Source organism: Niallia sp. Kr1 (genome assembly GCF_050389805.1).
Taxonomy (GTDB): domain Bacteria; phylum Bacillota; class Bacilli; order Bacillales; family Cytobacillaceae; genus Bacillus_BD.
This window is the reverse complement of sequence record NZ_CP130945.1, coordinates 3,356,963-3,381,838: the sequence shown is the minus strand read 5'-3', so window position 1 is coordinate 3,381,838 and position 24,876 is coordinate 3,356,963. Positions and strand designations below refer to the sequence as shown.

The following is a 24,876-nucleotide window of genomic DNA, read 5'->3' as shown; positions in this document are numbered from 1 at the left end:
CATATTTCATGGTGTTAGACTTTTTCTTTTTATATACTTATTTTAAAAGGAGGAGTGGTGATGTCGAAAAAACGTTTAGAAGAAGTAGATCTTTCTAAGAAAGAATCAGACATGAATGAATATGAAACCAAGCTGCGCATTTTGCAATGGCATCTATTACATCTGCAAAATATTTTAAGAGAAAATAAAATGGCAACCATTATTGTGATGGAGGGGTGGGATGCAGCTGGAAAAGGAGGAGTCATAAAAAGAATTACAGAGTATTTAGATCCAAGAGGATTTCAAGTATGGGCAATTTCTGATCCAGAACCTCATGAAAAGAGATATCATTATTTACAACGATTTTGGAGGAAAATTCCACAATATGGGCAAATTACGATTTTTGATCGGTCATGGTATGGTCGAGTACTTGTAGAAAGAATTGAGGGTTTTGCTAAGGAAAACGAATGGTCTCGTGCCTATGATGAGATTAATCAATTTGAAAAGCTTTTGACGAAAGATCATTATATTATGGTCAAATTTTGGCTTCATATTAATAAAAAAGAACAATTAAAACGATTTAAAAAGCGTGTAAAACATCCTTTAAAACGCTGGAAATTAACGGATGAAGATTGGCGCAATCGAGAAAAATGGGAGCAATATGAGGAAGCTGCAGAGGAAATGTTTGCTAAAACCGATTTAAATCATGCGCCATGGCATATTATTCCTAGTAATAATAAAAAGTATGCGCGTTTAAAAACGATCACGATCATGATCGAATCTATTGAACATGAATTAGAAAAGAGGCGTATTTCAGTACCGAGTTATAAAGAAAAATAGAAAAGCACAAAATAAAATTGTTTTTGCACTTTTCTACAGGACTCTTTTGTTTATTTAGATTGTTTTAATTTTAATACGATTTCTTCATCTGGTGTAACATAAACCGTTTGTTGGTTTTCATAAATAACAAACCCTGGTTTTGCACCAGAAGGCTTCTTCACATATCGTACTTTTGTATAGTCAACGGGTACAGAACTTGAATGACGAGCTTTACTATTGTATGAGGCTAAAATAGCTGCTTCTAGGATCGTTTGTTCAGAAGGTTCTTTACTGCGTATGACAACATGAGAACCAGGAATATCCTTCGTATGAAGCCATATGTCGTCACGTGCAGCCAGCTTATTGGTTAAATAATCATTTTGTTTATTATTTTTACCGACAATGACTTCTGTCCCATCTGAGCTATAATAATGATCTAAAGTGGGCTTCGTTGTATGACTCTTCTTCGATTGTCTTTTTTGTTTTTTCCTCAAATACCCTTCTTCGATTAATTCCTGACGAATTTCTTCGACATCTTTTGGTGATGCGGTTTCAATCTGCTGGAGAAGTCCTTCAAAATAATGAACTTCATTTTTGGCCTTTTCAATTTGCTCTTGAATAATTTCTAGAGAATTTTTCGCTTTTTGGTATTTTGTAAAAAGGTTCTGTGCATTTTCTGAAGGTGTTTTTAATGGATTAAGTGGTATTATAATGGTTGAACCTTCCTCATCATAATAGTTCACCACCTCGATTTCTGACATCCCCTTATTAACAGCATAAAGGTTCGCTGTTAATAACTCCCCATATAATTGAAATTTAGATGCTTCCTGTGATTCTTTTAACGTTTCTTCAAGTTTTAAAATCTTTTTTTCGTTTTTTTCCTTTTCATTTATAATGAGCCGTTCAATATCATTTGCTTGTTGTTTAACCCGATCACGTTCAGCTTTTCCAAAGAAAAATCGATCTAACATCTCACTTAAGGTAGGAAAACACTTCGCTTTTTGGGAAACAGACTCAAGTGGAAATAAATAATAGCTTTCCTTCGTGTTATTTTCCATGATAGCAGGCTCATAATCATATGCTTCAATTCGCTTGATGATCGCTAAAAAAGCATCAGGTAACGTATTACGATTGACTAACCCAGCACGATAGGTGATCTCTTTAGCCAACAACGGAGAAACGCCTGCATATTGAGTAACGATCTGTTTATCTAATTTACCGCTATTAAAGTCCAGCCTTTGTAAAAGATCATTTTCGTCTGCTTCAAAGGGAGAAGCTTTATGTTGTTGTGGTGGAAAAATATATGGATGTCCAGGCAGTACAGTTCTGTATGTATTAACCGCAGCTGAAACATGTTTCACACTATCTAGTATGATTTGTTTATCTTGATCCACTAAAATAATATTGCTATGTCGCCCCATGATTTCCACAATAAGTTGTTTATAAGAAATATCCCCAATTTCATTTCTTCCTTTGACCGTAAAAATGAGAATTCTTTCTAAATTTGGCTGGCTAATTTCTTCTAATGCATACCCTTCTAAATGTTTCCGTAACAGCATACAGAACATTGGAGCTTCTGCAGGATTCTCATATTCCTCTTTCGTAATTTGAACCCTCGCATGGTTGGGATGAGCAGAAAGTAATAATTTATGATTCTTTCCATTTGCGCGGATGACAAGAATAATTTCATTCTTGTATGGTTGGTGAACTTTATTAATTCTTCCACCTTTTAAAGAAGAGCTTAGTTCTTTACACATAGCCCTTGTAAATAAGCCGTCAAAAGACATATAAAACATTCCTTTACTTATAATCTATCTTAAATTTACAAGTTGTTTCGGACAAGTGCAACTATCTTAGCATTTTTTCGGACAAGGGTGAATAAGATTTCCATAGAGTTATCTGTAATTTAACTTTATTCAGCGGAAGTTCTCCTTATCTAAGTTTATAAGATGACCGCCAAAAGGTTTTCGGTTTTCTATTTTAGTGGGAGTTCATATTAAGCTGAATGAAGTTAAAGCTCCGGCGAATGCCTCGGATTTTCAAAAGTATTTTATCGAGCAAGCTTGAAGCGGACAGGACGTTCTAGTCAAGCTAGACATGCGGATGTGACGCTTTGAAGCGTGATAAAAATCCGGGCGCATATTCGGCGGGTGAATTTGATAAAAAAGGAAGTGATTGGCGGGATGAAGTACCATGAGATGGACAAGAAAGAGGTAGTAGAAGCCTTAAATACAGACCTCTCGTCAGGGTTAGAAGGTTCAGATGTAAAAAAACGTCTGAAGCAATACGGAAAGAATGAATTGGACGAAGGTGAAAAGCAATCGGCTCTGTTATTGTTTTTTAGCCAGTTCAAAGATTTTATGGTACTTGTTTTATTAGCTGCAACCTTACTGTCCGGTTTTTTAGGAGAGTATATGGATGCAATTGCGATTATCGCAATTGTAGTAATTAACGCTTTTCTAGGATTTTACCAAGAAAGAAGAGCAGAAAAGTCACTACAGGCTTTAAAGGAACTCTCAGCACCACAAGTTCAAGTGCTACGAACTGGACAGTGGATCAAAATTCCATCGAAGGAGATTGTTCCTGGTGATGTATTAAAATTTTCAAGTGGTGACAGAATTGGAGCGGATGTAAGATTAGTAGAAGTAAATAGCCTTGAGATAGAAGAATCCGCACTTACAGGGGAGTCATTGCCCGTTTCTAAAATCTCCGGTTCTTTATCAGGAGAAAATCCTGGGATTGGCGATATGGAAAATATGGCTTTTATGGGTACAATGGTAACAAGAGGAAGCGGAATTGGCGTTGTTGTTGGAACGGGGATGAAAACAGCAATGGGGCAAATTGCTGATTTATTGCAAAATGCCGAATCAATGGAGACTCCTCTACAAAGAAGATTAGAGCAGCTTGGGAAAATTTTAATCGTAACTGCTTTGATATTAACAGCGCTTGTTGTTTTAGTAGGAGTATTACAAGGACATGATCTATATACGATGTTTTTAGCTGGTGTATCCCTTGCAGTTGCCGCAATTCCTGAAGGACTTCCTGCGATTGTAACGGTTGCACTATCACTGGGTGTCCAACGGATGATTAAGCAAAAAGCCATTGTTCGAAAATTACCTGCCGTTGAAACGCTTGGTTGTGCATCTGTTATTTGTTCTGATAAAACGGGTACGATGACCCAAAATGAAATGACTGTCACTCATTTATGGAGTGGGGGACAAACTTGGAATGTAAATGGTGTAGGTTATGAGCCTAAAGGTTCTTTTTATAGAGGGGAACAACCGGTAGAGCTTGAAAAGGAAAAAGCATTACAACAAATGCTTATGTTTGGTTTATTATGTAACCATGCTGATTTGATCCAAAAGAAAAGGGAATATGTGATTGATGGCGATCCGACAGAAGGTGCGTTATTAGTTGCGGCAATGAAAGCAGAATATAGCCGTGAGCAACTGTTGAATGAGTTTAAAATCATCAATGAATTTCCATTTGATTCTACAAGAAAAATGATGACTGTTATTATTCAAGATGGAAACGGTAGACAGTTTGTTGTAACAAAAGGAGCACCAGATGTACTTATCGGTAGAAGTGAAGAGATCCTCTGGCATGACAAAAAACGCAGACTTAATAGCGAAACCACACAAACAGTCCAAAGTGCGATTAATGATTTAGCTTCACAAGCACTAAGAACCATTGCCATTGGCTTTAAGGAAATTCCAGCAGGAACGATCATTTTAGATGAAAAAGAGGCTGAAAAAGGGTTAACGTTTATTGGGTTATTTGGGATGATTGACCCTCCACGTCCGGAAGTGAAACAAGCTGTTAAGGAATGTAAGGAAGCCGGTATCAAAACGGTCATGATCACAGGAGACCATGTTATTACAGCAAAAGCAATTGCGAAGCAGCTCGGCATTCTAACGAATCAATCGAAGGTATTAGATGGTGAAGCACTTTCAAAAATGTCCGTTGAGGAATTAGAAGAAGTCGTTGATGATGTATCTGTATTTGCACGTGTGTCGCCTGAACATAAATTAAAAATTGTAAAAGCCTTGCAAAATAATGGTCATATTGTTGCGATGACAGGTGATGGTGTAAATGATGCTCCAGCCATTAAGGCAGCCGATATTGGGATTGCCATGGGGATAACCGGAACAGACGTAGCGAAAGAAGCTTCAGCTTTAGTGCTACTTGATGATAATTTTGCAACGATAAAAGCAGCGATTAAAGAAGGCAGAAATATATATGAAAATATTCGCAAATTTATTCGTTATCTTTTAGCTTCAAATGTCGGTGAAATTCTCGTTATGTTGTTTGCGATGTTACTAGCATTGCCTTTACCACTCGTGCCGATTCAAATTTTATGGGTGAACTTAGTTACCGATGGTCTGCCAGCAATGGCTCTTGGCTTGGATCAGCCAGAGGGTGATGTCATGAAACGGAAACCAAGAAATCCAAAAGAAGGGGTTTTTGCAAGAGGATTGGGTTGGAAGGTTGTTTCAAGAGGATTTTTAATCGGATTGGTCACTTTATTGGCATTTATCTTTGCCTATAAGAGTAATCCAGAACATCTAGAGTATGCACAAACTGTTGCATTTGCCACTCTAGTATTAGCCCAGTTAATTCATGTGTTTGATTGTCGAAGTGAAAAGTCAATTCTTTCACGTAATCCATTTGGAAATAAATATTTAGTTTGGGCTGTTTTATTATCTTTACTAATGGTTCTAGTCGTGATTTATTATCCACCACTGCAACCAATCTTCCATACGACAGCAATTATACCAAGCGATTGGTTAATGATTATCGGTCTCTCTGCAATTCCAACTTTTTTACTAGCAGGATCATTTTTACTAAGAAAACCAAAGTAAAATATGGTATACTTTCTAAGGTAGTAGAATCCATTCTATTACCTTTTCTTTTTTATCATTGGCTGTGATAAGGTTAATGTTAAGTTGGGACTATTGTTGATTGGTGTGGAAGGTATGAAGACTATTGCAATCGCTCGAGGAAAGGGAATTTCTGAAACGGAAATTATCAAAGTTTAACTGAGCCATATCTTTAATCATAAGAACCATTAAATGAAAATAAACATGGAAAATGTTTCTTGTTTATAGTAATATACAGGAGCAGAATGGATGTGTTATAAATGGTTGTAAGTATGACAGGTTTTGGTAGAAGTAAAATCACAGAAGACTCATTTACTGTTTCGGTGGAAGTAAAGACTGTTAATCACCGTTTTACAGAATTTAACATACGAATGCCTCGTCAATTTAATAAAATTGAAGATAAAATAAAAAAGAAATTAACAACATCAATACATAGAGGAAGAATCGAAGTATTTGTAACAATAGAAGGCGAAGGGATCATCAATCGAAAAGTGCATGTGGATTGGGAACTACTTGATCAATATGTACAATCCATTGAGAAAATCAAACAGAAATATGCTTTAGAACATGGGCTCTCTTTACAAGATTTATTAACCAATGAAGAAATTATTCATTTTGAAGAAGCTGAAACAGGTGATGAAGATCTTGAACGCCTACTATTAGAGGCTGTTGAAGAAGCTTCTCAGTCGGTTAAACAAATGCGTGAAATAGAAGGAAAAGCACTTGAAAATGATATAAGAACCCAATTGAATCGTCTTCAACATCTTGTTGATGAAATAACGAAATTCGCACCAACTGTTGTGAATCTTTATCAAGATCGATTAACAAAACGAATCCATGAGTTTGTTGATGGTCAGATCGATGAAGCAAGAATCCTAACAGAAGTTGCTATTTTTGCTGATAAGGCAGATATAAATGAAGAATTAACAAGATTAAAAAGCCATTTGAAACAATATGAACATATTTTAACGTTACAAGAACCAATTGGTCGAAAGCTTGATTTTCTTCTTCAAGAGATGAATCGTGAGGTTAATACAATTGGATCAAAAGCCAATGACTCTCATATTGCTAAAGAAGTTGTTGAGATGAAAAGTATTCTCGAAAAAATGAAGGAACAAGTCCAAAATATAGAGTAAATAAGCGTTTAGAAAAGAAAAGTACAGGAGAAACTATAATTTTAATATGGGAGGGGCAACATGATCAAGCTGATAAACATTGGATTTGGGAACATCGTTTCGGCAAATCGAATTATCTCCATTGTCAGTCCAGAGTCAGCACCCATTAAACGGATTATTCAAGATGCACGTGATCGAGGATCACTAGTGGATGCAACATATGGAAGAAGAACGCGTGCTGTGATTATTATGGACAGCGAGCATGTCATTTTAAGCGCAGTACAGCCTGAAACTGTTGCACACCGGTTAGACGATCGGGATGAAATAATGGATGAAGGGTAGATGCATCATGCAGGAAAAAGGGATATTAATTGTGTTATCCGGACCTTCTGGAGTTGGCAAAGGAACGGTTAGAAAAGCGATATTTTCACAAGAAAATACATCATTTGAATATTCGATCTCAATGACAACTAGGGCTCCTCGTGCCGGTGAAGTCGATGGGGTAGATTATTTTTTTAAGACAAGAGAAGAATTTGAGAGTTTGATAAAGCAAGGAAAGTTATTAGAGTATGCCGAATTCGTTGGAAATTACTATGGTACACCAGTGGATTATGTTCGAGAAACGTTGGATAAGGGGAAAGATGTCTTTCTCGAAATTGAGGTTCAAGGTGCTCGACAAGTCCGTGAGAAATTCCCGGATGGTCTATTTATTTTTTTAGCTCCCCCAAGTCTTTCAGAACTAAAAAATCGAATTGTAACAAGAGGTACTGAATCAGAAGACATCATTAATAATCGCTTAAATGTAGCAAAAGAAGAAATTGAAATGATGCATTTATATGATTATGTAGTTGAAAACGATGAAATTGAGCATGCAGTCGAAAAAATTAATGCGATTGTCATTGCAGAGCATTGTCGCAGAGAAAGAGTACAACCAAAATACTTAAAAATGCTGGAGGTTAATTAATACCATGTTAGATCCTTCAATTGATTCATTAATGACAAAAATTGATAGTAAATATTCTTTAGTATCGGTTGCCGCTAAACGTGCCCGAAAATTACAATTAAGTGAACCTCCTCTATTAAACAAATATGTATCACATAAAAGTGTAGGAAAAGCGCTTGAGGAGATTAATGCGGATAAGCTGTTCTACCGCCTTGCGGAAAGAACAGATGAAAGTTCGAGATACGAGTAAAAGAGCGTAAAGGGCTGACCTATGTCAGACCCTTTTCTTTTTAATAGGATGGATTACATGAAGGAGGTTTCTTGTGGATGCTTGAGAATAAGAAGATTTTGTTATGTGTGACAGGTGGAATTGCGGTGTATAAGGCAGCAGCATTAACAAGTAAGCTTACCCAAGCTGGTGCTGATGTACGGGTGATATTAAGTGAATCTGCAACGAAATTTGTTGCTCCATTAACTTTTCAAGCTTTATCGCGGAATGATGTCTATACAGATACATTTGATGAAAAGGACTCGAAGAAAATCGCTCATATTGACTTAGCTGATTGGGCTGACTTAATTATAGTGGCACCTGCGACAGCTAATATTATTGGCAAGTTAGCGAATGGGATTGCCGATGATATGATTTCAACAACCTTGCTGGCTGCTACTGCACCTGTGTGGATTGCTCCTGCTATGAATGTACATATGTACAATCATCCAGCGGTAGTCCGAAATATGGAAATTCTTTCTGGATTTGGTCATCGTTTTATTGAACCACAAGAAGGTTATTTGGCTTGTGGGTATGTAGGAAAAGGACGTCTAGAGGAGCCTGAAACGATTGTCGCGAAAGTGATTGAGCATTTTAATGAGACGAGCGGTGAATTCAAAGGTAAAACGATTTTAATAACGGCTGGACCAACTAGGGAGAGAATTGACCCAGTCCGTTATATCACGAATTTTTCATCAGGTAAAATGGGCTATGCAATAGCAGAAGAAGCGTTAAAGGCAGGAGCAAAAGTCATCCTGGTATCGGGTCCAGTTTCGCTGACACCACCAAAAGGAGTAGAATTAGTGAATGTGGAAAGCGCACAGGATATGTATGATGCAGTGCTGAATCGTTTTAATCAGACTGATATTGTGATTAAAGCAGCTGCTGTTGCTGATTATCGCCCTAAATCAGTATCCCATCAAAAGATTAAAAAGCAGTCCGGAGATCAAGTAATCGAATTAGAAAGAACATATGATATCTTGTTTGAATTAGGAAAGAGAAAAAATGAACAATTGCTAATCGGCTTTGCAGCAGAAACGAATAATATGGAAGAATATGCTCGAAAAAAATTAGATAGCAAAAATGCAGATATGATTGTTGCAAATAATATTCAAGAAATTGGAGCGGGCTTTGATGTGGATACCAATATCGTGACGTTCTATAAGAAAAATGGTGAGATCAAAAATTGGCCGAAATTAACTAAAAAGGAAGTAGCAAAAAAAATATTAGAAGAAATTCAAATACTATTAAAGGACCAACATTAATGTCAGTTGCGAAAGTGATTGTTGATGTACCGGCACAACAAACAAACAGACCATTTGACTATCGAATTCCAGCACATTTACAAGATGTAATAAAGCCAGGAATGCGTGTGGTTGTTCCATTTGGTCCAAGAAAGGTACAAGGGTTCGTCATTGATATTGTTGAAAATTCACAGTTTCCAAAACTAAGAGAAATTTACGAGCCGATGGATATTGAGCCAATCTTAAATAAAGAACTTCTAGAATTAGCTGATTGGCTCACAGAACAAACATTATGCTATAAAATAACAGCATTTCAGGTAATGCTTCCACCTGCACTAAAGGCTAAGTATGAAAAGAAATTAAAATTAAAAGATCGCCACCTGCTGAAGAAACTCCCCGAATCCCTTCAAGCCTTTTTTAATGATCGTGATACGATTAGCTGGGAGGAGGTAGTAAAATCAGGAGAGCTATCTCACTTTCAAAAACAAGTGGCAAACGATGTTTTAGAGGTTTTATACATTGTAAAAGAACGGGTTAAAAAGAAGAAAATCAAAATGATAGCTCCTGCGATATCGCGTGTAGAATTAATGAGTAGAAAAGAAGAACTATCTAAACGGAGCAGTAAGCAAATAAGTGTAATGGATTATTTTCTTTCTCATCCGGAACCAATCGAAAGAAAAGAGCTTCTCACCAAACTTGGGATCACAAGCTCTGTGATAAAAGGTCTTATTGATAAAGAGATCCTACATGAAACAATGGAGGAAATTTACCGTGATCCATACGGCGATCGTACATTTAAACAGACGATGCCCCTAGATTTAACAGAAGAACAATCCGCCGCGATACGACCTATTTTGCAGACGATTTCAGAGCAAATACATGAAGTATTTCTTTTATATGGGGTTACTGGGAGTGGAAAAACAGAGATCTATCTTCAGTCGATTCAAAAGGTGCTCCAAGAAGGAAAGGAAGGAATTGTCCTTGTCCCAGAAATCTCCCTTACCCCGCAAATGGTCAATCGTTTTAAAAGTCGATTCGGAGATGAAGTTGCAGTTCTACACAGTGGATTATCAGTTGGAGAAAAATATGATGAATGGCGAAAAATTCAACGGAAAGAAGTTCGTGTTGTTGTCGGTGCGCGTTCAGCTATTTTTGCTCCTTTTGAAAACTTAGGTATTATCATTATTGATGAAGAACACGAAACTAGCTATAAACAAGAAGATAATCCAAGATACCATGCACGTGATGTAGCGATTGAGAGGGCGAAGAATTATCGGTGCCCAGTCATACTTGGCAGTGCCACACCTTCTCTAGAAACCTTTGCACGAGCTAAAAAAGGAGTCTATAAACTACTAACGCTATCGAAACGGATGAATGAACATAACTTGCCAACCGTTGATATCGTTGACATGCGTGAGGAATTAAGGGAAGGGAACCGCTCAATGTTTTCGCGGTTGTTATATGATAAAATCCAAGACCGCTTAGAAAAAAAGGAACAAACTGTTTTATTTTTAAATAAACGCGGTCATTCTTCTTTTGTGATGTGCCGTGATTGTGGATATGTCATACAATGTCCAAATTGTGATATCTCGTTAACCTATCACCGTTTTAGTCAGCAAATGAAGTGTCATTATTGTGGTTTTGAAGCAGTTGTCCCAACCATTTGTCCAGAATGTTCTAGTGAGCATATTCGATACTTTGGTACAGGGACCCAAAAAGTCGAGGAAGAATTAGGGAAAAATTTTCCTGAAGCAAAAGTCATTCGGATGGATGTGGATACGACGTCGAGAAAGGGAGCTCATGAGAAATTGTTAAATGCTTTTCAAGAAGGGAAAGCCGACATTCTCCTTGGGACACAAATGATTGCTAAAGGGCTGGATTTTCCCAATATTACGCTAGTAGGAGTATTATCAGCCGATACGATGCTCCATCTTCCTGACTTTCGTTCTTCTGAAAAAACATTTCAATTATTAACGCAAGTCGCAGGTAGAGCTGGACGGCATGAATTAGCAGGTGAGGTTGTCATTCAAACATATACACCTGAACATTATAGTATTATTCTTGCTGGAGAACAGGATTTTGATGGATTTTATCAACAAGAAATGATGATTAGAAAGATTCATCAATATCCTCCGTTTTATTATTTGGCTTTGGTTACCGTCAGTCATGAAGAACTCATGAAGGTGATTGATGTAACTGAAAAGATCTCCAAATTATTGTCTTCAAGGTTATCTCATGGAGCCCGTATTTTGGGACCTGTAGCTTGTCCGATTCCAAGAATCAATAATAAATATCGATATCAATGTATTGTAAAGTATAAAAGGGAGCCCAAATTAACGGAAACATTAAACATGATCCTGGACCATTATCAGCAAGAAAGTACAAATGGGGGCCTGCAAATTACGATTGATAATAATCCATATCTTCTAATGTAGCGGAAAAAATGGCTGTAATCTTTTAAGGTTAAAAATTATTGGAAAAGCTAATATAAATTGATATTTTTAAAAAGAGAGCAGGGGATGAAGTGGCAGTTAAAAAAATAGTGATGTATCCGGCTGAAATTTTGGAAAAGCCGTGTAAGCCTGTCACCGTTTTTAATCAGAAATTAAAAAAATTATTAAATGATATGTACGATACGATGATTGAATTTGATGGAGTCGGTCTAGCGGCGCCACAAATTGGTATAGACGAACAAATAGCGATTGTCGATATTGATAATGGCTCTGGAGTGATTGATCTAATAAATCCAGAAATTCTTGAAACAAAAGGAGAACAAACAGATGTTGAAGGATGTCTTAGTTTTCCAGGACTTTATGGTGAAGTAACACGTCCCTATTATGTGAAAGTAAAGGCAATGAATCGAAAAGGAAAAACGTATATCATAGAAGCTGAAGATTTTCTTGCTCGTGCGATTCAACATGAAATTGATCATTTACATGGGATCTTATTCACGTCAAAAGTATCAAGATACGTTAAAGAAGAAGAATTACAAGAGGTGGATGAAACGTGATGAAAATTATTTTTATGGGGACCCCTGACTTTTCTGTTCCTATTTTAAGAAGATTAATACAAGATGGGTATGATGTGATAGGTGTCGTTACCCAACCAGATCGACCGGTGGGCAGGAAAAGGACTTTAACCGCACCACCTGTGAAAGTAGAAGCTGAAAAACACGGGATTCCTGTGTTTCAACCAGAAAAAATACGTCAATCACAGGAACTTCAAACCATCTTGGAGTTAAATCCAGACTTAATTGTAACCGCAGCTTTTGGTCAAATTCTACCAAAAGAATTGTTAGAGGCTCCCCAGTTTGGATGTATTAATGTCCATGCCTCTTTGCTACCAGAACTCCGTGGTGGTGCACCTATTCATTACGCAATCATTCAAGGCAAGGAGAAAACGGGAGTTACGATTATGTATATGGCTGAGAAATTGGATGCGGGGGATATTTTAACAAAAGTGGAAGTTCCGATTCTTGAAGATGATAATGTCGGTACGATGCATGATAAGTTGAGCGTAGCAGGCGCAAAACTTTTATCAGAAACGATTCCGGCACTATTAAATGGAGAAATTACACCGATTAAGCAAAAGGAGTCAGAGGCAACTTTTGCCTATAATATTCGACGTGAACAAGAAAAAATTGATTGGACAAATTCAGGAGAATCCATCTATAACCATATTCGTGGCTTAAACCCATGGCCGGTTGCGTATTCTCTTTTGCAAGGTAACGTTATAAAAATTTGGCAAGCAGTTAAAGTACCACTGAACCATACAGAAGTACCTGGTACAATTGTTAAAGTTGAAAAGGATGGTATTATTATCGCAACAGGAAATGATACAGGCATAAAAATAATTGAATTACAACCTTCAGGTAAAAAAAGAATGACAGCCGGGCAGTTTTTAAGTGGGGCAGGATCTCATTTGACTGCAGGAATGGTATTAGGGGAATAAAATGAAAAAAAATGTAAGAGAAACAGCGCTTGATATTTTAGAAATGGTTGATAAAAATCAATCTTATAGTAATTTACTTTTGAATCAATCTATAAAGAAGAATCAATTGAATGAAAAGGATATTGGATTGTTAACTGAATTAACCTACGGAACTATCCAGAGAAAAATGACCCTAGATTTTTATTTATCTCCATTTGTTCGGAAAAACAAAAAAATTGAAACTTGGGTGATTCAATTATTAAGACTAACCCTCTATCAAATGGTGTATTTGGATAAAGTTCCCGATCGTGCAGCGATTTTTGAAGCGGTTGAAATCGCTAAAAAAAGGGGACATAAAGGAATTTCTGGTTTGGTTAATGGAATTTTACGCAGTATTCAAAGAGAAGGTCTTCCTTCGTTCGAATCCATAAAGGATCCGATTCATAGATTGTCGATCCGTACAAGCCATCCCGAATGGCTTGTTAAAAGATGGGTAGATCAATTTGGATATGATGAAACGCTAAAGATGTGTGAGTTGAACTTAACAACCCCTGTTTTGACTGCAAGAGTAAATCTTACAAAAACAACTGTGGAGCAATGTATTCAAGCGCTCACAGATGAGGGATATGACGTTGAGAAGAGCTCTGTTATACCTGAGGCTATTTACTGTTTAAAGGGGAATTTAGCCCATTCTAAAGCTTTTAAGAGCGGGCTATTAACGATTCAAGATGAGAGTTCTATGGCAGTTGCTTTAGCACTTGGTGTTGAAGAAGGCCAGCATATTTTAGATGCCTGTGCTGCTCCTGGTGGCAAGACGACCCATATTGCGGAAAAATTAAACAAGACAGGCTGTGTGTATTCATTAGACTTACATGATCATAAAGTAAAATTAATTAAGGAAAATGCTCAGAGATTAGAACTCTCAAATGTTGAAACCATGACAATGGATAGCCGTCTAGTTCAACAGCATTTTGAGAATGACTCTTTTCATCGGATATTATTGGATGCACCTTGTTCTGGCTTAGGTGTAGTCAGAAGAAAGCCAGATATTAAATATACGAAAAAAGAGGAAGATGTCTTCCAACTCCAAAAAATTCAAAAAACGTTACTAGAATCTGTAGCGCCTTTATTAAAAAAAGATGGTATTCTAGTATATAGTACATGTACAATTGATCCAGAAGAAAATCAACAAGTTATTAATGAATTCCTTAAGGATCATTCAGAGTTTGTGCGAGATATCAGTTTAGGAGAACGGATGCCTTCAAAATTACGCTCCTTCGTAAAAAATGGTGAAGTTCAAATCTTACCACAATATTTTAATTCAGATGGATTTTATATTGCTTGTTTAAGAAAAAATTGATCGGTAAAAGAAGGTGATTGATGGTATGAAAGCCATTTTTATGACAGACAAAGGAAAAGTGAGACAGCATAATGAGGATAATGGCGGCGTTTTCTTAAATCTTGCCCATCAGCGTATTGCCATTGTCGCTGATGGCATGGGAGGACATCGTGCAGGTGATGTCGCTAGCCATCTAACGATTCAGAAATTAAAAGAAAAATGGGAAGAAACAGAGAGGATTAAAACCGCTGAAGAGGCTGAAAATTGGTTTCAAGAACAGATTAAGCTTGTAAACTTGACTGTGTACCAACATGCTCAAAATAATCAAGAGTGTGAGGGAATGGGTACTACCATTGTCGCTGGCATTATTACTGAATCCTTTTCAACGATTGCCCATATAGGTGACAGCCGTTGCTATATTTTCAATGAATCGGGTTTTTCGCAAATTACAGAAGATCATTCTCTTGTAAATGAACTTGTAAAAACCGGACAAATCTCAAAGGAAGATGCTGAGCACCATCCACGGAAAAATGTTTTAACAAGGGCTCTAGGCACAGAGGTTGTGGTTGATTATGATATTAAAACAATCGTATTTGAAGAAAATGATATCCTTTTCCTTTGCTCTGACGGATTATCAAACAAGGTGAATGAAGAAGAAATGGCTCGTACGTTAAAGAGTGAAAAATCAATAGAAGAAAAAGCGTCTACACTCATTGATTTAGCTAATGAGTATGGGGGCGAGGATAATATAACCCTAATCATTGTGGAGTTTAATCGCGATGATACAAATGGTGATGAACAATGATGATTGGGAAACGAATAAGCGACCGCTATAAGATATTAGAAATGATAGGCGGGGGTGGAATGGCAAATGTCTATTTAGCTCATGATATGATACTGGACAGAGATGTAGCGGTCAAAGTATTGCGATTAGACTTTGCAAATAGCGAAGAGTTCATTCGTCGATTCCATCGGGAAGCACAATCAGCCACAAGTCTGGCACATCCAAATATTGTCAGTATTTATGATGTGGGTGAAGAGGATTCCATCTACTATATTGTAATGGAACATGTAAAGGGTCAAACCCTTAAACAATACATACAATTACATTCACCAGTACCCATTGAAAATGCGCTTTCGATTATGAGGCAAATTACATCGGCTATTTCACATGCCCATCAAAATCATATCATTCACCGTGATATCAAACCGCAGAATATATTACTAGATGAAAAAAACAATGTTAAAATAACGGATTTTGGTATTGCCATGGCTTTAAGTGCGACAAGTATCACCCAAACCAATTCTGTTCTTGGCTCTGTTCATTATTTATCACCTGAGCAGGCAAGGGGTGGAGTGGCAAACCATAAATCGGATATCTATTCTCTTGGGATTGTGATGTTTGAATTATTAACGGGAAGATTGCCATTTTCAGGAGAATCAGCTGTTTCCATTGCGTTAATGCATTTACAAACAGAAACTCCATCACTACGCAGATGGAATCCGAACATTCCACAAAGTGTAGAAAATATTGTGTTAAGGGCAACGGCAAAGGATCCTTTTCATCGCTATGAAAGTGTAGAGGAGATGGAAGAAGATATCCGAACTGCACTAGATCCAATTCGTGCTGATGAACCAAAATTTATGATTCCGGTTGATGAGGATGCTACAAAGGCAATCCCTATCATAACCGATGATACGTCTTTTTCTAATTTAGATGAAACCATTGTCCATGCTAATGAAACGACGAAAAAGAATGAACAACCTGTACAACCAGTTCAAAAGAATAAGAGTAAAAAGAAAAGTAAAAAATTGCCAATCATTTTAATTTCTATTTTTAGTGCGTTAGTGCTTTTGATGATAGCGATATTTCTATTTCTGCCTGCCTTGCTTTCGCCAAAGGATATAGAGGTACCAGATGTTGCTGGATTGTCTATAGACCAAGCTGTTTTAAAGCTTGTCACTGCTGGATTTATCATTGGTGAAACAAAGGAAATAAGTGATGAAGAAATTAAAGATGGTGATGTTATAAGAACAGATCCGAAAGCAGGTAGAATGGCAAAAGAAGGTACGGAAATTATTATATATAAAAGTACAGGGAAAGCAAAATTCAAACTTTTAGATTATAAAGGTAGGAATTTCAATGATGTTGTAGCCTCGTTAAACGACAAAGAGTTTAAGGATATTAAGAAAATAGAAATTCACGATGATTCTGTTCCTGGAACCATTCTCGGTCAAAATTACCCGCAAGGAAATGAAGTCGTTCCGGAAGAAACTATCTTGGAATTTGAGGTTAGTAAAGGTCCGGAAAAAATTAAAGTAAAGGATTTGAGTGGTTATACAGCCGCAGGGGTTCAGGCATATGCGGATGATGCTGGACTCATTGCAGATGTTTCGCAAGAAGAGTATCATGAAAGCATTTCAAAAGGCAATGTGATTTCACAGGATCCAAAACCCGGTACGATGGTAGAAAAAGATAGTAAAATCACTGTGATTATTTCAAAAGGAGCAAAAGAGCTACCACCTAAATCAGAAAGGGTGGAGGTCCTTATTCCTTATAATGCTGAACTTGCAGGCGCACCACAAATCGTACACATTTTCGTTGAGGATATGGATCATGATATGGACGAACCATATGATACGTTTGCTATTACACAAAATGAAACAAGAACGATTGATTTAATGATAGCACCTGATACTGTTGCAAGTTATCGAATTATGGTGGGTGATCAAGAGATTGCGTCAGATTCCGTAAGTTATCCGAAAGACGAATGAACTTGAAAATAAAATATAAGGGAGCGTTGCTATGCCTGAAGGCAAAATTGTAAAAGCATTGAGCGGCTTTTATTACGTAATATGTGATGGAAAAATCATTCAATGCCGTAGCAGAGGGGTATTTAGGAAAAATAAAATTACCCCTTTAGTTGGAGATGATGTCGTTTTTCAAGCTGAAAATGACTTGGAGGGCTATGTTCTCCAAGTAAAGGAAAGAAAAAATAGCCTTGTACGGCCTCCTATTGCCAATGTGGATCAAGCGATTCTAGTGTTTTCGGCAACAGAGCCAGAATTTAGTACAGCCCTTTTAGACCGTTTTCTTGTATTAATTGAATATAATTCGATCCAACCCATTATCTGCGTCACAAAAGTGGATTTAATCAATGATATACAAAAACAACAAATTGAAACGATTGCTCTTGATTACAAGAAAGCAGGATACACTGTATTGCTAACTTCATCGGAGACAGAAGAAGGAATCGAGAAATTAGTCCCGTATTTAAATGGTGCTATTTCAGTATTTGCTGGACAATCTGGTGTAGGAAAATCGTCATTGTTAAACGCACTTAGACCTGATCTAGATTTAAAAACAAATGATATTTCCAATCATCTTGGAAGAGGGAAGCATACCACAAGACATGTTGAATTAATTCAAATTGGTGAAGGACTTGTTGCAGACACTCCCGGTTTTAGTTCTTTGGAGTTTACGGAATTAGAAGCAGAGGATCTAAATGAGTGTTTTCCAGAATTTCAAAAACTCAGTGAGGATTGTAAGTTTAGAGGGTGTCTTCATATCTCTGAACCCAAATGTGCTGTGAAAAAGGGTTTAGAGAATGGAGATATTCCTTCCTATCGGTACGAACATTATAAGGATTTCTTAGAAGAAATAAAAAGTAGAAAGCCGAGGTATTAACATGGTTAAAATAGCACCGTCTATTCTTTCAGCGGACTTTTCAAAATTAGGCAGTGAGATTAAAGATGTGGAGCAAGGTGGGGCTGAGCTTATTCACGTAGATGTGATGGATGGACATTTTGTTCCCAATATTACAATAGGTCCACTAGTAGTGGAGAGTATCAGACCGATTACAAAACTTCCACTTGATGTTCACTTAATGATCGAAAATCCTGACCGGTATATTGAAGCTTTTGCAAAAGCGGGTGCAGATTATATAACGGTTCATGTAGAAGCATGTCCTCATCTACATCGGACGATTCAACTGATTAAATCGTTTGGAGTAAGAGCAGGCGTTGTATTAAATCCTGCAACACCAGTTCAATGGATTGAACCTATTATTGAAGAACTTGACATGGTGTTATTAATGTCTGTAAATCCAGGTTTCGGTGGTCAGAAGTTTATTCCATCCGTGTTATCGAAAATTAAGCAAGTACGAGAATTAGCTACAGAAAAAGGGATTAACCTAGAAATTGAGGTTGATGGAGGAGTAAATGAACAGACAGCACGCGCATGTGTTGAAGCAGGGGCAACGGTCTTAGTAGCAGGCTCTGCTGTATACGATCAAGAAGATCGTGGAAAAGCGATATCTGCTTTAAAAGGATAAAATCTCAATAAAAAGAAGTCAGCATTTGATGCGGCTTCTTTTATTTTAGGGAAAGAAAGGGAAGAGTATGATCATACATATTTTGGCAGGAGGCCCTATTGATTTGCTCCCTCATTTAGAAACCTATCATAATGACCAAGTCATTTGGGTTGGGGTAGATCGTGGGGTATATACATTATTATCAAAAAAAATCATCCCAAAAATGGCGTTTGGAGACTTTGATTCTGTTTCAGAAGAAGAATTGCAGGAAATTGAAAAAAAGGTGGAGCGAATAGTTCGACATGTTCCTGAAAAGGATGAAACCGATATGGAGCTGGCGTTAAGTTGGGCATTAAATCAAGAGCCGGAAAAAATTCGAATTTTTGGTGCAACGGGTGGGCGTCTTGATCATATGTTTGGAAATATCCAATTACTTATTCAGGCCATTCAAAGTAAGTTTTTTAAAGACATCGAAATCATTGATCGACAAAATATTATCTTTGTAAAAAAGCCAGGGGCTTATGCAATTGAAAAATTAGATGAAAAAAAATATGTTTCTTTTATCCCCATCTCACATGAAGTCCGGGGTCTTACTCTAAAGGGATTTAAGTATCCATTAACAAATCGTCATATCGAAGTAGGCTCCACACTATGTATAAGTAATGAGATTCTTAACGATTTTGGTACTTTTTCTTTTTCAAATGGCATATTAATGATAATAAGAAGCAGTGATTAATTTGCTTTTCATTTAAAAGTACTTATTTTAATTTTTTGAATAAGATAGAGTGGTCTAGGAAATTTTCGTGGTTAATAGTGACATAGACTTTATTTTGTGCTGTTCGAGGAGGGACAAATAATGAGATTTTATACGATTAAATTACCAAAGTTCTTAGGGGGAATTGTCCGCGCAGTATTGGGATCGATGAAAAAAGATAACTAACCTAGGTAAATAAATGTTAAAAATGCACTCAATTGATGAGTGCATTTTTACTATAAGCCCAGTTACCTTGGTTGTTGGTTTCTGATTCAGGCATTTCGCTTTCCGCTCACTCAACCCCGAGCAACCTTAACACTTCGTGACTTAAGGTGTTTGGCCTGTTTCGTTTTTTTCGCAAAGAGCCTTCGTGCCTTGCACTACAATCAACAGTAATCTAAATCAATATGAAACCGAAAAATACAACAAAAATGACGCCCTATAAGAGCGTCATACATGTTATACTCGTTCAACTTTTCCAGAACGTAGTGCTCTTGCAGAAACCCAAACTCGCTTTGGCTTTCCATCAACAAGAATACGAACTTTTTGAAGGTTTGCACCCCAAGTACGTTTATTTGCGTTCATTGCGTGAGATCGTGCGTTACCTGTAGTTGTCTTTCTTCCAGTTACTACACATTTACGTGGCATTTATTTTCCCTCCTTGCTGCAAAAACTGAAAACTTCTTACAGTTCAGTTACAATGTTTATCAACGCTGGTTGAAGTACCACATTGGTGGTCTACAAACACCAGAGTCTGTTATGTTATAATGTGAAAAACGATTTAGATGGCGTTTTTCGTCCATTAAAATATACCTTAATAATTTATCACACAAAAATGATGAATGCAATAAAAATCGGGTATAGATTAAAATTCACTGGAAGATAATTTTATGAATATTAGCGCATAATAAGAATACCTTTCAAAAAAAGATTCATTATAGTAAAATGTGTTTAGTCAAGGAGCAATTTCCAAAAGGGGGAGTAACTCATGTCCATCGAATTAACTACTACATACGGACAAATCGATATTTCAAATGATGTAATCGCTACAATTGCAGGTGGAGCGGCAGTGGATTGTTATGGAATTGTAGGGATGGCATCTAAAAATCAAATAAAAGATGGGTTAACCGATATATTAAGGAAAGAAAATTTTACTCGTGGTGTCATCGTACGTCAAGAAGACGATCAAGTTCACATTGATATGTATATTATCGTTAGTTACGGAACAAAAATTTCTGAGATCGCCCATAATGTTCAATCGAAAGTAAAGTATACATTGGACAAAACAGTTGGACTTGCCGTTGACACAGTAAATATATTCGTACAAGGTGTTCGTGTAACGAATCCGTGATTGAGGGAGGAAGATTTGTGTCAATAACAGTTTTGGATGGTAACCAGTTTGCCCAAATGGTCATTCAAGGTGCCAATCATTTATCTGCTAATGCAAAATACGTAGATGCACTGAATGTTTTTCCGGTTCCAGATGGAGATACTGGAACGAATATGAATTTATCAATGAGTTCAGGTGCAAAAGAAGTAAAACAACAGACAACAGAACATATAGGAAAAGTCGGCTCGGCACTTTCTAAAGGATTATTAATGGGGGCAAGAGGGAACTCTGGAGTAATTTTATCCCAACTATTTCGTGGTTTTTCTAAAGCGATTGAAAAGAAAGAAGTCATAACGAGTCAAGAATTTGCCCAAGCCTTACAATCGGGCGTTGAAACTGCGTATAAAGCGGTAATGAAACCGGTTGAAGGAACCATACTAACTGTTGCCAAAGATTCAGCTAAGGCAGCAGTTAAAGCAGCTGAAAAAAATGAGGATCTTATTCTTGTTATGAGTGAAGTCGTAAAGGAAGCAAAAGCTTCTTTAAAGCGCACTCCTGATCTGTTACCTGTATTGAAGGAAGTGGGGGTAGTAGATAGCGGTGGTCAAGGGCTTGTTTTTGTTTATGAAGGTTTCTTAGCCCAATTAAATGGAGAAACATTGCCCCAATTAGCGCAAGAATTACCTTCTATGGATGAACTTGTAAATGCTGAACATCATATGAGTGTCCAAAGCCATATGAACACAGAAGATATTGTTTTCGGATACTGTACGGAGTTTATGGTGAATTTACAAGATAAAAAGCGTGCAAAAAAGACCTTTTCAGAAGAAACGTTTCGACAGGATTTAAGCGAATATGGTGACTCTTTATTAGTTATTTCGGATGAAGAAGTAGTAAAAGTTCATATCCACTCTGAACAACCTGGTGAAGTGTTAAATTATGGTCAGCAATATGGCAGCTTAATTAATATGAAAATCGAAAACATGCGCCAGCAACATACGAATATTGTTGGAGAATCACCTGCTATCGAGAACAAGCCTAAGCAACAAAAAGAAAAGCAAGAATATGGGGTTGTAACGGTTTCGATGGGTAGCGGTCTTGCCGAGTTATTCAAGAGTATTGGAGCAGGTTCTGTCATTGAAGGCGGACAAACCATGAATCCGAGTACAGAGGACATTGTTAAAGCAATCAAAGAAGTGAATGCTAAAAAGGTCATTATTCTGCCGAATAATAAAAATATTATTCTGGCTGCAGAGCAAGCGGCAGAATTAAGTGATGAAGAAGTAGTTGTGGTTCCGTCTAAAACCGTCCCACAAGGTATGGTAGCTTTACTGGCTTTTAATCCTAATGCTGATTTAAATGCGAATAAGAAGAATATGACTCAGGCTTTTGAATCTATCAAAACAGGTCAAATTACATTTGCTGTTCGTGATACGACTATTGATGGTCTATCCATTGAAAAAGATGATTTTATGGGAATTTTAGATGGAAAAATCATCGTTAAAAACAAAGACAAAAGAGTCACGGCTAGTGAATTGTTAAAAAGTATGATTGATGAAGATTCTGAGATTGTGACTATTTTGCAAGGTGAAGATGCAACAGAAGATGATGTGGCTACATTAATCAAATTAATTGAAGAACAGTATGAGGATGTTGAAGTAGAAGTGCATAACGGAAATCAACCGTTGTATCCTTTTATTATTTCAGTAGAGTAGGACGCTATCCCTTAAGAAATAGAGATGCAAGGAGGGTTGGCAGCAGCGAGAGGTCCCTTTCGCTTGCGAAAATGAAGTGACAAACTTTTTAAAGCAATCAGTTACGGAAATTAGAGGCATCGGTGAAGAAACGGCTCAAAGTCTTGCTGAAATGAATATTTATCATGTAGAAGATTTATTATTTCATTTGCCATACCGTTATGAAGATTATCGCCTGCGTGATTTGGCGGATGTAAAACATGATGAAAAAATCACGATACAAGGGAAGGTTCATAGTGAACCTTCTCTTACCTATTATGGGAGAAAACGATCTCGTTTGATTCTCCGTTTACTTGTTGATCGTTATTTAATAAGTGTTGTCTTATTTAATCAACCGTACTTAAAGAATAAAATAACGATTAACGAAACGGTTACAGTATCTGGAAAATGGGATGCTCATAGACAAACATTAACGGCTAACGAATTAAAGATAGGTGGAACTTCAAACGCTCAGGATTTTGAACCGGTCTATCCTGTAAAAGGCAATATGACTGTGAAGGGAATCAGACGTTGCATATATCTGGCTTTTAAACAATTCGGTCAACATGTAGAAGAAACGATTCCTATATCATTAAGACAGAAATATAAATTAATAAATAGAAAAGATGCTTTAAGGTTTATACATTATCCTAAAAATGGAGAAGAGTTAAAACAAGCCAGAAGGCGCCTTGTCTATGAAGAGTTTCTTTTATTTCAATTAAAAATGCAGGCGCTTAGAAAAATGGAAAGAGAAAATTCTGCTGGAATCCGGCAAGAGTTTTCTTCAGAAAGGGTAACTGGATTTATTAATCATTTACCTTTTCCCTTAACAAACGCACAAAATCGGGTAGTGAATGAAATTCTTTCGGATTTAGAAAGTCCATATCGAATGAATCGTCTTTTACAAGGGGATGTAGGATCGGGAAAAACGGCAGTAGCTGCTATTTGTTTATTCGCCTCTGTTACTGCCGGATATCAGGGGGCTTTGATGGTGCCAACTGAAATTTTGGCCGGACAGCACGCTGAATCTTTGAGAAATTTATTTGAACCTGTTGGGGTTCGCTGTGAACTATTAACCAGTTCAATAAAAGGGAAACGCCGCAAAGAAATTCTTTCACAGCTAAAATCAGGGGAAATTGATATTTTAATTGGAACCCATGCCTTAATTCAAGATGAAGTTGAGTTTAAACAACTTGGATTAGTGATTACAGATGAACAGCATCGTTTTGGTGTGGAACAGCGCCGAATTCTTCGTGAAAAAGGTGAAAGTCCAGATGTTCTATTTATGACAGCGACTCCTATTCCGCGAACATTAGCGATCACAGCTTTTGGAGAAATGGATGTATCCATTATCGATGAAATGCCCGCTGGTAGAAAAACAATTGAAACGTATTGGGTCAAGCCTGAAATGATGGATCGTGTTCTAGGCTTTATTGAAAAAGAACTGCAAAAATGTCATCAAGCCTATGTCATTTGTCCATTAATTGAGGAATCGGACAAACTTGATGTCCAAAATGCCATAGATGTTCACAGTTCTCTTGTTCACTATTTTCAAGATCGCTTTAAAATTGGTCTTATGCACGGTCGACTTCCAGCAGATGAAAAAGACGAGGTCATGGAGGCATTTAGTGAAAATAAATTTCACGTCCTTGTTTCTACTACTGTTGTGGAAGTCGGAGTTAATGTACCAAATGCGACGCTAATGGTCATTTATGATGCCGAACGCTTTGGTCTATCACAGCTCCACCAATTAAGAGGACGTGTGGGTCGTGGCAGTGAGCAATCCTATTGTATTTTATTAGCTGATCCTAAATCTGAAACAGGTAAAGAAAGAATGAAGATAATGACTGAAACAAATGATGGGTTTGTTCTTAGTGAAAGGGATTTAGAACTGCGTGGACCAGGGGATTTCTTTGGGAAAAAACAAAGCGGTATCCCAGAGTTTAAAATCGCTGACATGGTGCATGATTTTGCGGCATTAGAAACAGCGAGACAGGATGCTACTATTTTAGTAGAATCTTCTTATTTTTGGGAAGCAGAAGAATATACGCCGTTAAGAGATTATTTAACGTCTACGGGTGTACTTAAAGGTGAAAAATTAGATTAATATTTCTAAATTAAAGCAGGTTTGCAAGGAGTGAAACTTTTCAATGAAGGGGGAAAGAAAATATCCTCATATGGAAGTTTCACTTTATTTCTTGCAATCTGCTTTTCTTAATTATATACTAC

The 24,876-nt window shown here is 37.1% G+C and carries 22 protein-coding genes; 20 read left to right on the top strand and 2 right to left on the bottom strand.

The genetic code is table 11. The features are described from left to right. The first annotated feature begins 60 nt into the window (after positions 1 to 60). Positions 61 to 819 carry a polyphosphate kinase 2 family protein gene (locus Q5760_RS16490; protein WP_428908711.1) on the top strand — a complete coding sequence of 253 codons (759 nt, stop codon included), beginning with the start codon at positions 61 to 63 and terminating at the stop codon, positions 817 to 819. A 50-nt stretch (positions 820 to 869) separates the two neighbouring features. Here Q5760_RS16490 and Q5760_RS16485 read toward each other — a convergent pair whose 3' ends face one another. Beyond that, entirely contained in the window at positions 870 to 2,585 is a 1,716-nt protein-coding gene (locus tag Q5760_RS16485) for an Rqc2 family fibronectin-binding protein (RefSeq protein WP_428908710.1), read from the bottom strand. 396 nt (positions 2,586 to 2,981) lie between these two features. On the opposite strand from Q5760_RS16485, the gene Q5760_RS16480 reads away from it, so the two are divergent. The 16 genes from Q5760_RS16480 to spoVM all read left to right on the top strand — a co-directional run bounded on the left by Q5760_RS16480 (position 2,982) and on the right by spoVM (position 19,770). Then, a complete protein-coding gene (locus Q5760_RS16480; RefSeq protein WP_428912612.1) occupies positions 2,982 to 5,660 on the top strand; it encodes a calcium-translocating P-type ATPase, SERCA-type in 2,679 nt (892 codons plus the stop codon). A gap of 278 nt (positions 5,661 to 5,938) precedes the next feature. Further along, positions 5,939 to 6,814 carry a YicC/YloC family endoribonuclease gene (locus Q5760_RS16475; RefSeq protein WP_428908709.1) on the top strand — a complete coding sequence of 292 codons (876 nt, stop codon included), beginning with the start codon at positions 5,939 to 5,941 and terminating at the stop codon, positions 6,812 to 6,814. A gap of 60 nt (positions 6,815 to 6,874) precedes the next feature. After that, positions 6,875 to 7,135 (top strand): extracellular matrix/biofilm regulator RemA, encoded by a 261-nt coding sequence (remA, locus tag Q5760_RS16470; protein WP_428908708.1) that lies wholly within the window; start codon positions 6,875 to 6,877, stop codon positions 7,133 to 7,135. A gap of 7 nt (positions 7,136 to 7,142) precedes the next feature. Continuing rightward, positions 7,143 to 7,757 (top strand): guanylate kinase, encoded by a 615-nt coding sequence (gmk, locus tag Q5760_RS16465; protein WP_428912611.1) that lies wholly within the window; start codon positions 7,143 to 7,145, stop codon positions 7,755 to 7,757. A gap of 4 nt (positions 7,758 to 7,761) precedes the next feature. Then, positions 7,762 to 7,986 carry a DNA-directed RNA polymerase subunit omega gene (gene rpoZ, locus Q5760_RS16460; protein ID WP_428908707.1) on the top strand — a complete coding sequence of 75 codons (225 nt, stop codon included), beginning with the start codon at positions 7,762 to 7,764 and terminating at the stop codon, positions 7,984 to 7,986. Positions 7,987 to 8,063: 77 nt separating this feature from the next. Then, complete coding sequence (coaBC, locus tag Q5760_RS16455) at positions 8,064 to 9,269, top strand: bifunctional phosphopantothenoylcysteine decarboxylase/phosphopantothenate--cysteine ligase CoaBC (protein ID WP_428908706.1); 1,206 nt, start codon at positions 8,064 to 8,066, stop codon at positions 9,267 to 9,269. Next, positions 9,269 to 11,683: a primosomal protein N' gene (priA, locus tag Q5760_RS16450; protein ID WP_428908705.1), complete on the top strand. Its 2,415-nt coding sequence runs from the start codon at positions 9,269 to 9,271 to the stop codon at positions 11,681 to 11,683. The genes coaBC and priA overlap by 1 nt, the downstream gene beginning before the upstream one ends. 89 nt (positions 11,684 to 11,772) lie before the next feature. Then, on the top strand, positions 11,773 to 12,258 hold the full coding sequence (gene def, locus Q5760_RS16445) for a peptide deformylase (protein WP_428908704.1): 486 nt from the start codon (positions 11,773 to 11,775) through the stop codon (positions 12,256 to 12,258). After that, positions 12,255 to 13,199, top strand: coding sequence for a methionyl-tRNA formyltransferase (fmt, locus tag Q5760_RS16440; protein ID WP_428908703.1), 945 nt, complete (start codon positions 12,255 to 12,257; stop codon positions 13,197 to 13,199). Before def ends, fmt begins: the two co-directional genes overlap by 4 nt. Position 13,200: 1 nt before the next feature. Continuing rightward, positions 13,201 to 14,538 (top strand): 16S rRNA (cytosine(967)-C(5))-methyltransferase RsmB, encoded by a 1,338-nt coding sequence (gene rsmB, locus Q5760_RS16435; protein WP_428908702.1) that lies wholly within the window; start codon positions 13,201 to 13,203, stop codon positions 14,536 to 14,538. A gap of 25 nt (positions 14,539 to 14,563) precedes the next feature. After that, the gene (locus Q5760_RS16430; RefSeq protein ID WP_428908701.1) at positions 14,564 to 15,322 is read left to right on the top strand and encodes a Stp1/IreP family PP2C-type Ser/Thr phosphatase; all 759 of its coding nucleotides are present in this window, start codon (positions 14,564 to 14,566) and stop codon (positions 15,320 to 15,322) included. Beyond that, the gene (pknB, locus tag Q5760_RS16425; RefSeq protein ID WP_428908700.1) at positions 15,319 to 17,292 is read left to right on the top strand and encodes a Stk1 family PASTA domain-containing Ser/Thr kinase; all 1,974 of its coding nucleotides are present in this window, start codon (positions 15,319 to 15,321) and stop codon (positions 17,290 to 17,292) included. The genes Q5760_RS16430 and pknB overlap by 4 nt, the downstream gene beginning before the upstream one ends. 31 nt (positions 17,293 to 17,323) lie before the next feature. Further along, complete coding sequence (rsgA, locus tag Q5760_RS16420; protein WP_428908699.1) at positions 17,324 to 18,205, top strand: ribosome small subunit-dependent GTPase A; 882 nt, start codon at positions 17,324 to 17,326, stop codon at positions 18,203 to 18,205. A gap of 1 nt (position 18,206) precedes the next feature. Next, positions 18,207 to 18,851: a ribulose-phosphate 3-epimerase gene (gene rpe / locus Q5760_RS16415; RefSeq protein ID WP_428908698.1), complete on the top strand. Its 645-nt coding sequence runs from the start codon at positions 18,207 to 18,209 to the stop codon at positions 18,849 to 18,851. Positions 18,852 to 18,918: 67 nt separating this feature from the next. Then, positions 18,919 to 19,566 carry a thiamine diphosphokinase gene (locus Q5760_RS16410; RefSeq protein ID WP_428908697.1) on the top strand — a complete coding sequence of 216 codons (648 nt, stop codon included), beginning with the start codon at positions 18,919 to 18,921 and terminating at the stop codon, positions 19,564 to 19,566. 120 nt (positions 19,567 to 19,686) lie between these two features. Beyond that, on the top strand, positions 19,687 to 19,770 hold the full coding sequence (spoVM, locus tag Q5760_RS16405) for a stage V sporulation protein SpoVM (RefSeq protein WP_428912610.1): 84 nt from the start codon (positions 19,687 to 19,689) through the stop codon (positions 19,768 to 19,770). Positions 19,771 to 20,043: 273 nt separating this feature from the next. Here the strand turns inward: spoVM and rpmB are convergent, their stop codons facing one another. After that, positions 20,044 to 20,232, bottom strand: a complete 189-nt coding sequence (rpmB, locus tag Q5760_RS16400) for a 50S ribosomal protein L28 (RefSeq protein WP_053475625.1) — start codon at positions 20,230 to 20,232, stop codon at positions 20,044 to 20,046. A gap of 340 nt (positions 20,233 to 20,572) precedes the next feature. On the opposite strand from rpmB, the gene Q5760_RS16395 reads away from it, so the two are divergent. The 3 genes from Q5760_RS16395 to recG all read left to right on the top strand — a co-directional run bounded on the left by Q5760_RS16395 (position 20,573) and on the right by recG (position 24,754). Continuing rightward, positions 20,573 to 20,935 carry an Asp23/Gls24 family envelope stress response protein gene (locus Q5760_RS16395; protein WP_428908696.1) on the top strand — a complete coding sequence of 121 codons (363 nt, stop codon included), beginning with the start codon at positions 20,573 to 20,575 and terminating at the stop codon, positions 20,933 to 20,935. Between the two features lie 17 nt (positions 20,936 to 20,952). Next, positions 20,953 to 22,629, top strand: coding sequence for a DAK2 domain-containing protein (locus Q5760_RS16390; protein WP_428908695.1), 1,677 nt, complete (start codon positions 20,953 to 20,955; stop codon positions 22,627 to 22,629). Positions 22,630 to 22,705: 76 nt separating this feature from the next. Further along, on the top strand, positions 22,706 to 24,754 hold the full coding sequence (recG, locus tag Q5760_RS16385; RefSeq protein WP_428908694.1) for an ATP-dependent DNA helicase RecG: 2,049 nt from the start codon (positions 22,706 to 22,708) through the stop codon (positions 24,752 to 24,754). Positions 24,755 to 24,876: the final 122 nt, after the last annotated feature.